Genomic DNA, 13,338 nt, shown 5'->3' with positions numbered 1-13,338 from the left:
GCGTTCTTGTGGAGAATATCGGAGTCGAACCGATGACCTCCTGCGTGCAAGGCAGGCGCTCTAGCCAGCTGAGCTAATCCCCCATTATAAGGTTACAGGTTAACAGTTTACAGTCAACAGTAACTTTCAACGGTTTAACTAACCTCTAGAATTTCCTTTGTAATACTTAGTAGTCCCGGGCAGACTCGAACTGCCGACCCCTACATTATCAGTGTAGTACTCTAACCAGCTGAGCTACGAGACTCTGTATATTACTTATTTTTTTTATTTGAACAAACAGCGAGAGTAAATAAACCAACCTCTTTTTTTCTCTAGAAAGGAGGTGTTCCAGCCGCACCTTCCGGTACGGCTACCTTGTTACGACTTAGCCCTAGTTACCAGTTTTACCCTAGGCAGCTCCTTGCGGCGACCGACTTCAGGTACCCCCAGCTTCCATGGCTTGACGGGCGGTGTGTACAAGGCCCGGGAACGTATTCACCGGATCATGGCTGATATCCGATTACTAGCGATTCCAGCTTCATGGAGTCGAGTTGCAGACTCCAATCCGAACTGAGACCAGTTTTTGAGATTCGCATCCAGTTGCCTGGTAGCTGCTTTCTGTACTGGCCATTGTAGCACGTGTGTAGCCCAAGACGTAAGGGCCGTGATGATTTGACGTCATCCCCACCTTCCTCACGGTTTGCACCGGCAGTCTTGTTAGAGTTCCCGGCATGACCCGCTGGCAACTAACAATAGGGGTTGCGCTCGTTATAGGACTTAACCTGACACCTCACGGCACGAGCTGACGACAACCATGCAGCACCTTGTAAATTGTCCGAAGAAAAGTCTATCTCTAAACCTGTCAATCTACATTTAAGCCTTGGTAAGGTTCCTCGCGTATCATCGAATTAAACCACATGCTCCACCGCTTGTGCGGGCCCCCGTCAATTCCTTTGAGTTTCATTCTTGCGAACGTACTCCCCAGGTGGGATACTTATCACTTTCGCTTAGCCACTCAGTCCGAAAACCGAACAGCTAGTATCCATCGTTTACGGCGTGGACTACCAGGGTATCTAATCCTGTTCGCTACCCACGCTTTCGTTCATCAGCGTCAATAAGTACGTAGTAATCTGCCTTCGCAATTGGTATTCCATGTAATATCTAAGCATTTCACCGCTACACTACATATTCTAATTACTTCCATACTATTCAAGTTTAGCAGTATCAACGGCAATTTTATAGTTAAGCTATAAGATTTCACCACTGACTTACTAAACCGCCTACGAACCCTTTAAACCCAATAATTCCGGATAACGCTCGGATCCTCCGTATTACCGCGGCTGCTGGCACGGAGTTAGCCGATCCTTATTCTTACGGTACCGTCAAATAATTACACGTAATTACATTTCTTCCCGTACAAAAGCAGTTTACAATCCATAGGACCGTCATCCTGCACGCGGCATGGCTGGTTCAGAGTTGCCTCCATTGACCAATATTCCTCACTGCTGCCTCCCGTAGGAGTCTGGTCCGTGTCTCAGTACCAGTGTGGGGGATCTCCCTCTCAGGACCCCTAATCATCGTCGCCTTGGTATGCCGTTACCACACCAACTAGCTAATGATACGCATGCCCATCTTTTACCGATAAATCTTTATTATATAAATGATGCCACTCATATAAACCATGGAGCATTAATCCGAATTTCTCCGGGCTATTCCCCTGTAAAAGGTAGGTTGCATACGCGTTACTCACCCATCCGCCGGTCTCTAGAAAGCAAGCTCTCTATACCCCTCGACTTGCATGTGTTAGGCCTGCCGCTAGCGTTCATCCTGAGCCAGGATCAAACTCTTCATCGTATATTTTTAATATTGTAAAAAGTTAGCTAGTTTATTCGTGATCCTAAAATCACCTTACTCTCTTTATTTTGTATGCTGTTGTCCAATATGTCTATGATCGTGTTTCAAACTCTCTTCTACTTAAATTTCGAAGCGAGTGCAAAAGTAAACAACTTTTTTGATTTGACAAAAAAAATTTAGATTTTTTTCTTTCCTTCTTTTCGTCATCCCTTGTTTACCAAAGCGAGTGCAAAAGTAAAAACTTTATTTGAATTAGCAAAACTTTTTTGAAAAATATTTTTTCATCCCTTTTCGCTAACCCCAGTATTTACTGAAGCGGACTGCAAAGATAAGACTCTTTATTTCGATTATCCAAATTTATTTTTAAAAATATTTTTTAGCTAATCTCAAGTCTTTTCTACTGCTTTTCTATGAACGTCTGCTTGTTTAATGCGGATGCAAAAGTAGCACCTTTTTCGCCACTTCCAAACTTTACGCAACCTTTTTTTAAAAGTATTTTCGATAATTGTCGCAACTCGCTATTATCATACACGTTACATCTAAAAGTTTTTTTGACTTTTTCATGGTTTGGGATCGCGTGGAGCGATGATGCTGCTTTTTTGCGTTTTTGCAAGGGGCGTTTTTGGGGAATGCATCAAGCAAAAGAAGGTTTTCTTTTGAAAAAAGTGTTTCGAGCATAGAGGCACATTGCCATGTGCCCGTACGGGAGAAGGATATTTTTTGGTTTTTATTCTCTCCTTATATATATAGGTAGACGCTTTTTTGCCTCTTCGCAAGGGGCTTTTTTGAGGGATGCATCTAATAAAAGAAGGTTTTCTTTTGAAAAAAGTGTTTCGAGCATAGGGGCACATGGCCATTTGCCCGTACGGGGGAAAGATATTTTTTGTTTTTTGATGCCTCCTTATATATATACATATATATAAGGAGGGGCACATGGCCATGTGCTCCCTTATAAAAAGATAAAAATTTCTTTAAAAAAAGAATCAAACAACTTCGCGATTTTACAAAAAAACAAAAAAGCGAAAAGCAACAAAAAAAAAGCCCCCCGAAGGAAGCTTTCTCTATAAACGAAGTGCAATAATGTTTAAAAAATCAATAATGGTGCTATAAAACCAACGCTTAATCGGCCGGTATTATAATTTTCTTGTCCTAAATGCTCTTTTGCATAGCTTGAATAATTGTAATATCTACCTACATAAGAAGCATAGAAACGAATATTCATATTTTTAAATGGCAAATATTCTACTGTTGGAATAAAACCATAGCTTGAACGAATATGACTTACTCCACTATTTTCTGCAACCAAATTTTTAGCATACGCATTGCTATTCATCAATGTCAAGGTTACATTTACTTTTGGAGCTATCAAATATTCAGCCTTGATCCAATTTTCTAAATACGAAACATCTTGTTGTGCTGTAACATCATCTCCAGGCATCATACCTGTAATAATTCCTTTTCGATCTATCCCTTCATTACTGTATTTCAAATCATACATTAAGGTAAATTTACCGTCGTGGTATTTATTACCTATCGAATAATAGTTCATTCCACGGTTTTTTGCTTCTTGGAAATAACTATAACTATAGATTGTTTCGAATTTTCCATCAAAGAAACTTCCTCTCCAATTGGTTACAATTGCCATAGGGGCTTTTGCTTTTTCGATTCCCTCTGGCATTTTTCCACGATATACATCTTCAAAATCAGATACGCGAGAATTTAGAACTTGCAAACCGAAGCTGTGATTATTGGAAACTTGATGTGTAATTCCAACCCCAGTTAAGAAATTATCCGCATTTTCAATAATATCATTGTACTCCAAGATATCAATTGGATTTAAATCGAATTCAAATCCTCCCCAATCTGCACTCATTTTACCAAGGTTCAGTTGCGTTTTAGGCGTCAGTAAAACACCGATATACGCCATATCTGTAGCTCTACTAATATTATCTTTACTTCCAGGATCTGTACTCTTCGTATAACGATCTCTAAATCTGAAATATACTTTTTCGTGAATCTTACCTTTTATTTCTAATCGAAATTGGTTATTACTAAAGGATGATTCTTCAAATTTACCATCTCGAAACATATTATCATTAGCAAAACGCATATTAAAAATCATATCTACGTTTTTCAACAGGTCGATTTTCTCTACTGGTAGTAAGGGTTTCGAGATAGTATCCATACTAGTTTGTGTTTCTTGTGCAAATACACCGACTTGCACAACTAACACGAGAAATAATAAGATTTTTTTCATAGCTTCATTTTATTAAAGTGAGTGTCCCTTAGAGTAAAAAAGACCCGAGTAAGAAGCCTGCTGCGATAGCAACAGTAATAGCAACTAATCCGGGGATCATAAAACTATGGTTCACTACGAATTTTCCAATTTTTGTACTTCCTGTACGATCAAAGTTGATTGCGGCTAGTAATGTTGGATAACCTGGCAATACGAAATCTGCATTTACAGCAGGGAATATTGCGATTAAAGCTGGATTAGAAACTCCTAAAGCCATCCCTAGTGGCATCATTGTTTTTGTCGTTGCCGCCTGACTAAACATCAGGGCTCCTAACACAAATACAGCAATGGCAAAAGTCCAAGGATATAGGGTAACCACCTCACTTAAAAAGCCTTTAATAGCTACCTCATTGTGCGACATAAAAGTAGCACTCATCCAAACCACACCAAAAACAGATACAACAGCAGTTGCCATAGAAGAGAACAAACTTACTTTGGTCACGCTAATCGCACTTGTTTTTGTGATTAACATCATCAATGCCGAGGCAGAAAGTGTAATCATACTAATAACACTTACCATTTGCAATTCTCCATTGGCTTTTACAACTAAACTTGCAGCGCCTGGTTCAAATTGTGGCAATAGCTGTGGAAACGCTCCTGCAATCACAATTAATAAAACTGCAATAGCAAAAATAACCACAGAGGTTTTGGCTCCTTTTTTTAATGGTTTTTTATTTCCTGAGGCATCTTCATCCGCATATAAACTTTTAGCGAATTCAGGATCTTTCATTTTTTCAATGAAAATAGGATCATCTTTTAATTCTTTTCCTTTGCGCAAGACCACTAAGCATGTAATCAATATACCGATTAGACAAGCGGGAATACATACTTTCATAATATCAATTAAAGCTCCAGGATAAGCGAGAATACTTGCACCAGCAAATGCTGCTGTTGCGGCACTCATTGGACTTCCCGTAATAGCTAAGTGAGAAGCAATAACAGAAACACTCAATGGTCGTTCTGGTCGGATTCTCTTTTTCGTAGCTACCTCAGCAATAATAGGCAATAAAGAATACAGCAAATGTGCTGTTCCTGCGAAAAGACAGAAAAAATACACAGTAAATGGTGCGATAAACACAATGTTAGATGGGTTACTACGAATCACACGTTCAGCTAATCGAACGAGGTAATCCAATCCACCGCATGCTTGTAAAGTGGCAGCAGTAGAAACAATAGCCATAATGACTAACATTACATCAATAGGTGGGTCTCCGGGTTTCATCTGAAAGATGAAAACGAATATCAATAACCCAACCATACCCATCACACCTAATCCAATTCCCTTCATTTGGGAACCGATTAATATCATAGCAATTAAAATTGCAAACTGAATCAATAACATAACATTCAATTTAAAGAGATCAAGCTCATCAATGGGTACAAAAAAGGGAGCGAACAACTACTTGTGTTCTGTACGCTCCCCCCTTTCCATTATTCCCTTCTGATGTACTCGACGGGATTTAGTATGCAAAGAAAATATCTTGTAATTCTTTTTGATTGTTGGTTTTAGTCAACGCTAACATCAATAAAACACGTGCTTTTTGTGGATTTAAGTCATCCGCAACTACAAATCCTAACGCTTGATCATCTACTTCATTAAATAGCGTTACTCTTCCAGCCCCTGCACGAGCCGATCTACAAACTGCAATTCCATTTTTTACTGCTCTTTCTAAAGCCTCTCCAACAGGAGCATTGAAGTTACCATTTCCCATTCCGGCATAAACGATTCCTTTTACTCCTTCTTCGATTGCTGCATTTACAGCTTTTGGACTAGCGTCTGCGTATCCATATACAATCTCTACTTGAGGTAATTTTTTCAAGTCTTTTACATCGAATTTTTGTTCTGGTGAACGAAGTGTTTTATAATAGTAACTCACTTTTCCATCATAAATTAAACCGATAGGTCCGAAATTTCTAGATTTGAATGTAGCCATGTTAGTTGTTACTGTTTTGGTAACATCTCTAGCGGCATATACTTCTTCATTCATTGCTGTTACAACACCTACATCTTTACTATTAGGAGAAGCAGCTACCATCACTGCATCTAATAAATTGCGGTTTCCATCTTGACTCATTGCTGTTGAAGGTCGCATTGCCCCAACTAAAACAACTGGTTTTGCTGATTTTACTGTTAGCTCTAAAAAGTAAGCTGTTTCTTCTTGTGTATCTGTTCCATGCGTAACCACAACACCATCTGCTTCATTTTTCTCAAAAATCTCATTGATACGGTTACTCAACTTCAACCAAGTTTCTACATTCATATCTTGACTTCCGATTTGAGCAATTTGTTCTCCTTTAATTTGAGCAACATTGTGCATTTCTGGCACTGCATTCAACAAATCATCGATCGGCACTTTCCCCGCGGTATAAGCAGCCTTCGTAGAAGACTCCCCTGCACCAGCGATCGTTCCACCCGTGGCTAAAATAATTACACGCGGTAATTCTTTCGTCGCTTGATTGTGTTTCTTCGGTTGTGCCTGTACTTGAAAAACAAGTAATACAACAAATAATACGTTGATGATCTTTTTCATATGAGGTTTGGTTTAGTTTAGGATACAATTAATTTGGGGTGAATTAAATTTTCCAATGAATATACTTCATCCCATTTGGCTTGCGTAATCAATTTTCTTTCTTCTACGACGATTTGATGTACGCTTTTTCCTGATAGCAAAGCTTCACCTGCTACACTTGCACAAATTTCATATCCTAAAATTGGGTTCAATTGTGTTACAATTCCGATACTGTTCATTACCAAATCAGCACAATGTGCTTCATTTGCAGTAATACCAATAATACATTTATCAATTAAAGTAGTTAAACTATTTCCTAAGTATTCAAGAGACGTAAATAATGCAAATCCGATAACTGGTTCCATTACGTTCAACTGTAATTGTCCTGCTTCAGCGGCCATCGTAACCGTTAAATCTTGACCGATTACGTAGAAACACGTTTGATTTACAACTTCTGGAATAACAGGATTTACTTTTCCTGGCATAATAGAAGATCCAGGTTGACGAGCAGGAAGATTAATTTCATTTAATCCGGTACGAGGTCCTGAGCTCAATAAACGCAAGTCATTACATATTTTTGATATTTTAATTGCAGCACGTTTGATTGTTCCCATGATTTGTACATATGCCCCAGTATCACTCGTAGCTTCGATTAAATCTGGTGATAATACTAAAGGTAAACCTGTTTCTTTAGCTAAATACTCTACACATAGTTCAGGATAAGCTTCTGGTGCATTTACTTTTGTTCCAATAGCTGTAGCTCCCATGTTCACCTCTAAGATTAGGCGTTGAGCTTCGCGTAAACGCAATAAATCTTCTCCAACAGTGGTAGCGAAAGCGTGAAATTCTTGTCCTAATGTCATAGGAACGGCATCTTGCAATTGCGTACGTCCCATTTTAAGTACACTTTTGAATTGCTCTCCTTTGGCAGCAAATGCCTTTTCTAAGTTTGCAATTACTTGGCAGAATCCATCTAATTTATAGTACAAAGCCAAACGAAAAGCTGTTGGATAAGCATCGTTGGTTGATTGTGAACAGTTTACATGATTATTTGGGTGTACATATTGGTACTCTCCTTTTTTATGACCTAAATGCTCCAATGCGACATTAGCAATTACTTCATTGGCATTCATGTTTACCGAAGTACCTGCACCACCTTGGATTAAATCACTTACAAATTGATCGTCGTATTTTCCAGCAATTACTTGATCACAAGCATAACAAATCGCATCTGCAATTTTTGGATCTAACACACCACAATCTTTATTCGCTAATGCTGCTGCTTTTTTAACTTCACCTAAAGCTTTGATTAATCCTTTTTCGTGATTTAAGGTTATACCCGTAATGTTAAAATTCTCAACTGCGCGGAATGTTTGAACACCGTAGTATTTGTCATTAGGGATATCTAATTCACCTAAGAAGTCGTGTTCTCTTCTAGTATCTTTCATATGCTTAAATTTTTTTGTTCTATATATAGCATTTGATTGTACAAATGCGTTTCAATTTATTTTATACCTCAAAAATAATGCTAGAATAAAAATTAGGATATGACAAAAACACAGGGATTATTTTATTTTTTTTACGTATATTAATGAGACAACTAACTATTTATTAATAAAATCACAAGAAAAGAGTAGCGTCCCAGATAACAAATCGAAAAATATTCAAAAAACAATCCAAAATTCATTCATCATATAATCCAAACTCTTAAAAAACATAAAAATAACTAAACAAATATATAAAAAAATAGTATTCATATCTTAATAGCGCAGTAAAATCTTAAAAAAGGAAAAAACGTGAATTTTTAAATAAAATGGAATTAATCATTCATTTTAATATTTACCAATGCAGTGATTCAACTCCCTTGTATCTTTTTTTTAGCCCTAGCGGTTCAGAAATAGCAAAAAATAGCGCCAAAAAAACCTCATTGAAGAATGAGGTTTCTATTTTATAATCGAAATCGAGTCGTTACTTGTCCTAATCTTTTAGAAAAGGTATTCATTAAAGTAGAATAATCGATGATAATTCCGAGTATTTCAAATGCGCGATCTTGCTCTACGCCTCCTAATTTACTCTTGTACTTTTCAATGATAGAATTTACTAAGTGCATGCGAAGAGTCAAGATTGTTTCTGTAGTATATTGAGCAATCCCGTCTTTCTTTTGTTTGACAAAAATATTTTGACTTTCCCAGTTGTGCAGGTTCTCTTTTTCTTCTTCCATGAGAATTGTGGTAACCTGTCCCGATAACTCTCCATCTAATCGCTTGAGATATCCCTCTAAGCTCCACGTATTATTGTGATAGTAATCCATCACATCATTATACAATCGCTTGAAGATTGGATTGGTTAACTGTACCTCATCCTCTTGCAAACTCAGGTAAATTTTCTCGTATACTTTTTGTACTATTTTGTGTTCTACCTCAACAATTTCATCGTCCTCATTTGTTTCGAAAACCAATTCCACGAATTGTTCTTCTTCATTTCCATACAGTAGTAAAATCTCAATAATGCGTTGCTCTAGTAAGTAAAGGGCATCAACGGCAACTGTTTCTTGTTGTTTTTCCGCATGCACCACCTCCATTTGCTTGCGTTCTTGTCCAAACTTCTTATTCGCATCCGCAATTTCTTTCTTGCTAATCTGAGCTAGCGAACTAAAAATCACCTCTTCCGAAATATCCATGATGCGAGAGCATTCTTGAATATAGATTTCGCGCTTGATTGGATCTGGTATTTTAGAAATACTCATTACCATATCGCGGATAATCTCTGCTTTTTTGATTGGATCTCCCTTTGCATCTTCCATCAACGCATTCGCTTTAAAACGAATAAAATCGGTTGAATTTGCTTCGAAATAAGCTTCTAACTCTTCTAATGTATGTTTACGAGCAAAACTATCGGGATCTTCTCCATCTGGCAAAGGACAAATGCGAACATTCATTCCCGCTTCGAGAATTAGATCTACTCCACGGAAAGACGCTCGTATTCCAGCAGCATCCCCATCAAAAAGCATGGTGATATTCTGAGTTAAACGACTAATCAGACGAATTTGATCTGGAGTTAATGCAGTACCTGAAGAGGCTACTACGTTTTTCACTCCTGTTTGATGCATCTGAATCACATCAGTATATCCTTCTACTAAGTAACAGTTATCTTTTTTGGCAATCTCCTGTTTTGCATGGGATATTCCATAGAGCACTTTACTCTTGTGGTAAATATCACTTTCGGGAGAGTTCAGGTACTTCGCTGCTTTTTTGTCATTGGTTAAAATACGTCCACCAAATCCCAAAACACGACCAGACATACTTTGAATCGGAAACATAACACGACCTTTAAAACGGTCAAATCGCTTGTCCTCTTTGACAATCGTCAATCCTGTTTTCTCTAAATAGTCTAAAGAGTATCCTTTCTTCAAGGCTTCTTCCGTAAACGCATCCCATTTATCAGGCGAATATCCTAATCCAAAGGCCTTAATTGTATCAGAAGTAAATCCTCTTTCTTTAAAATACGATAATCCTATAGCTCTTCCCTCTTCTGAATTTAATAAGATATCTTCAAAGTAGTTCTTAGCAAATTCAGAAACGATGAACATACTTTCTTTTTCATTCAGTTGTTCCTTCTCTGCATCTGTTTGCTCCGTTTCTTCTATTTCAATTCCGTACTTTCTCGCTAAGTAGCGAATTGCTTCAGGATAAGAAAAATGCTCATGTTCCATCAGAAACGTAATGGCATTACCTCCTTTTCCGGAACTAAAATCTTTCCAAATTTGCTTGACTGGAGATACCATAAAAGAAGGAGTCTTTTCGTTGACGAATGGGCTCAATCCTCTATAGTTTGCACCCGCTTTCTTGAGATTGACAAAATCGCCAATCACCTCCTCTACACGAGCAGTATCAAAAACGGTATCAATGGTATTTTTGGAAATCATAGTTTACATTTGTCCCACAAAGATAAAAAAAGAAGTTGCTTTATAATAAAACAACTTCTTTTCTATTGGTAAATGATTAATATGGTTGATTGTTGACTATGTTTATTCATTTTGCTTCCTTCATAGAAAACATTCTACTTAATTAGCAATATCTTCTATTATAAATTAAATATCTACTCGAAGTCCTAAAGACCAAACATGTTGTTCTAAAGCATTATGCTTAAACAGCGGAGTTAATTCATATTGAAACTGTAAAGCCCAAGAGCGATATCCTACATAACTCCCAACTCCAAATCGCGTTTTATCTATACCTAAATCTGTACGTTGTTTTACACGATAACTTCCTTGATCTTTATAACGATATATTTGTTTACCACTACTATTTCCAAAATTCACATATCCCCCTATACCTAAACGCCATGTTCTCTCGGAAATAAAATAAGCTCTCCCTGTTTTACTGTCAATTTTTTTAGGTGTAAAATCAAACTCTAAATAAATAGGAATTTGAAAAGAACCCAAAGCTAATCTAGATTTAGTAAATCGCTCGTCATATTCAGCCAATACTGTCTGCCCCTCCTGCACTTCAAAAAGACGATGTTCACTCGGTTTAAGGTTATTATATTCCCATGCAATTCCATAACGCAGATATAACAAGTTGCTATTTTTTAATACTCTTGTTTTTGCATGCAATCCAAACTGAATAAAATTAGAAGGTATATAGCGGGTATCAGAATTAGCAAATGCGCCTTCCGTTGCCAGGTTACTTATTCCGTAGAGGGCAGCTAAGCGGAGTGTTGTTCTTTTTTCACTCCAATGTTTCTCTCCTAATCTATCCCTGTATTCTTTCTGCGGCTTCCCAATCATAATCGTAGCAGTTCGCTTTGTTGTATCCGCTACTTTCAGAAATTCGCCATTCTTCATGGCGTAGTTCACTTGACCTTGTACTACATTCGTCAGACTATCTTGCATGCGAACGACTTCTTTTTCAATGCGATCAGAAGCTTCTTTTGCAAATTTTGATTTGAATTCCTGTCCACGCTCTTCCGTCATCGCATTTGTATCGATAAGATTATTGATTGAATCTACTCGAATACGCAAATGTTCTTTTTCTTTTACGGTTGCATTCTGAATATTCACCGCAATTTGGCTTACTTTATAATCAAAGGTTTTTAATGATTGATCGGTCTTTTTGGATATTTTCTCCTTTTCATCTAATTCATGTCCCTCATGTGTAATTGTAATTTGCGCGTAAGATTGCGTGATAAACAACAATAACCCTCCTAAAATACTATAGCTAATTCTATTTCTCATATCTACTATCTGTTATATCTACCACTGCTTTCTTCGTAGTGTCAATAATTTTTTTCAATTTAGTTTCTCTGTATTCTACTTCAATTTCACCCTCTACTTGTTTCAGTAGATGATTACTATCTACCATCACTTTGCGTTGGGGTTTATTCACCCAGATTTCATCAATAGTTAAGGAATCTATCTTTTCTCTCTTTGCCACAGGCGGGATTTGAATATTATTTTCAACTTGAACCACTTGCTCTAAGCGTATCTTTTTCCCCACTTCTTTTTGTTGTACAACTGGATTTGGTCGAATAGATTCTTCGTGAGTTCGTTGTTCCAATGCTTCTTCTTGTTCTGTATCCTCTGTTACTAGATAGTGCTCTGTAGTTGGAACATCCGTAGGATTAGGTTGTATCATTGGTTCAGTTTTCAAGAAAATCAAGCCCATAATTCCTCCTACAACCAAACAAGCAGCAATTCCAATCCAGATTGTGCGTATTCCTCTTTTCTTCTTCTTATCACGGTCATCCAATTGCTGTGCTAATCTATCCCAAGCAGTAGCTGAAGGAGCAATGGATCGTTCATCCAATTGCTTTTTCCATTCCTTATCTATTTTACTCCATTCCATAACCCTCGATTTTTTAAATGCTCTAATTGTTGTTGTAATAACTTGCGTGCTTGTGCAAGTTGTGATTTTGACGTCCCTTCGCTAATTTGAAGCATCGCTGCGATTTCTTGATGCTTATATTCTTCTACGACATAGAGATTAAATATCGTTTTGCATCCCGCCGGCAATTGATCAATTAAACGTTGTATTTCTTCCAAAGAAAGGTCTCCTTCATCATCCTCTATATGTTCTTCTTGATGCTCAACCTGTTCCTCTAAATAAGCAAAAGGTCGTTGTGCGCGTAAAAAAGAGATAGATTCATTGACCATAATACGCCTGATCCATCCTTCGAAACTCCCCTTATCTTCGTACTTATCCATCCTCGTAAAGACTTTCATAAAAGCACTTACCATCACATCCTCTGCATACTGAACATCTGCAATGTATTGCCTACAGACACTCAACATTTTTCCAGACAACAATTGATAGACCTCATGCTGTGCGCTCCGTTTTTCACGCCGCAAATCCTCTATATAATCTTCTAATTTTTTCGGGTATAGTCGTATCAATTTCATTCTAGTTTATCTCCGCTAATTTCAAAATTTAAAATTTAAAAAACTCTTTTCAGTTCCATTTAAGAGATAAATTGATTCACAAAAGAGAGAATCGCATCGACTAAGCTCATAATAAGTAGTAATAATCCTTTCATCGTGTGTTGTTTTATTGGTTTATCTATTACATAGACGCAACAACTTCTAAAAAGGTTGGGAAGAAAAGTGAATTTTTTATTTATTTTTTTAATTCACGTGTTATTTTGGTTTTTAACGGAAGTGTATAAAAACAAACAAGCCCCAGAAATTGGGGCTTGTTGTAC

General features: G+C 37.4%; 8 protein-coding genes, 2 tRNA genes and 1 rRNA gene. All 11 read right to left on the bottom strand.

Translation table 11 applies throughout. From position 1 onward, the window contains the following. Positions 1–9: 9 nt before the first annotated feature. Positions 10–83, bottom strand: a tRNA-Ala gene (locus tag M2306_RS15815). 87 nt (positions 84–170) lie between these two features. Continuing rightward, positions 171–244 (bottom strand) — tRNA-Ile (locus tag M2306_RS15810). A 71-nt stretch (positions 245–315) separates the two neighbouring features. Further along, a 16S ribosomal RNA gene (locus M2306_RS15805) occupies positions 316–1,833 on the bottom strand. 1,084 nt (positions 1,834–2,917) lie between these two features. Further along, a complete protein-coding gene (locus M2306_RS15800; RefSeq protein WP_259189444.1) occupies positions 2,918–4,090 on the bottom strand; it encodes a porin in 1,173 nt (390 codons plus the stop codon). A 28-nt stretch (positions 4,091–4,118) separates the two neighbouring features. Further along, positions 4,119–5,471, bottom strand: a complete 1,353-nt coding sequence (locus M2306_RS15795; protein WP_259189442.1) for an anaerobic C4-dicarboxylate transporter family protein — start codon at positions 5,469–5,471, stop codon at positions 4,119–4,121. A 118-nt stretch (positions 5,472–5,589) separates the two neighbouring features. Next, positions 5,590–6,660 (bottom strand): type II asparaginase, encoded by a 1,071-nt coding sequence (locus M2306_RS15790; RefSeq protein ID WP_259189441.1) that lies wholly within the window; start codon positions 6,658–6,660, stop codon positions 5,590–5,592. Between the two features lie 17 nt (positions 6,661–6,677). Beyond that, positions 6,678–8,087, bottom strand: a complete 1,410-nt coding sequence (gene aspA / locus M2306_RS15785) for an aspartate ammonia-lyase (protein WP_259189440.1) — start codon at positions 8,085–8,087, stop codon at positions 6,678–6,680. 500 nt (positions 8,088–8,587) lie between these two features. Beyond that, positions 8,588–10,564 carry a DNA primase gene (gene dnaG / locus M2306_RS15780; protein ID WP_115091911.1) on the bottom strand — a complete coding sequence of 659 codons (1,977 nt, stop codon included), beginning with the start codon at positions 10,562–10,564 and terminating at the stop codon, positions 8,588–8,590. Positions 10,565–10,729: 165 nt separating this feature from the next. Beyond that, positions 10,730–11,875 (bottom strand): hypothetical protein, encoded by a 1,146-nt coding sequence (locus M2306_RS15775; RefSeq protein ID WP_259189439.1) that lies wholly within the window; start codon positions 11,873–11,875, stop codon positions 10,730–10,732. Further along, positions 11,865–12,485 (bottom strand): hypothetical protein, encoded by a 621-nt coding sequence (locus M2306_RS15770; protein WP_259189438.1) that lies wholly within the window; start codon positions 12,483–12,485, stop codon positions 11,865–11,867. Before M2306_RS15770 ends, M2306_RS15775 begins: the two co-directional genes overlap by 11 nt. Then, on the bottom strand, positions 12,467–13,039 hold the full coding sequence (locus M2306_RS15765) for an RNA polymerase sigma factor (protein WP_259189437.1): 573 nt from the start codon (positions 13,037–13,039) through the stop codon (positions 12,467–12,469). The genes M2306_RS15770 and M2306_RS15765 overlap by 19 nt, the downstream gene beginning before the upstream one ends. Between the last annotated feature and the right edge of the window lie 299 nt (positions 13,040–13,338).

It is taken from the genome of Myroides gitamensis, from assembly GCF_029894455.1.
GTDB classification, from domain to species: domain Bacteria; phylum Bacteroidota; class Bacteroidia; order Flavobacteriales; family Flavobacteriaceae; genus Flavobacterium; species Flavobacterium odoratum.
This window is presented reverse-complemented; position numbering and strand designations above follow the sequence as displayed.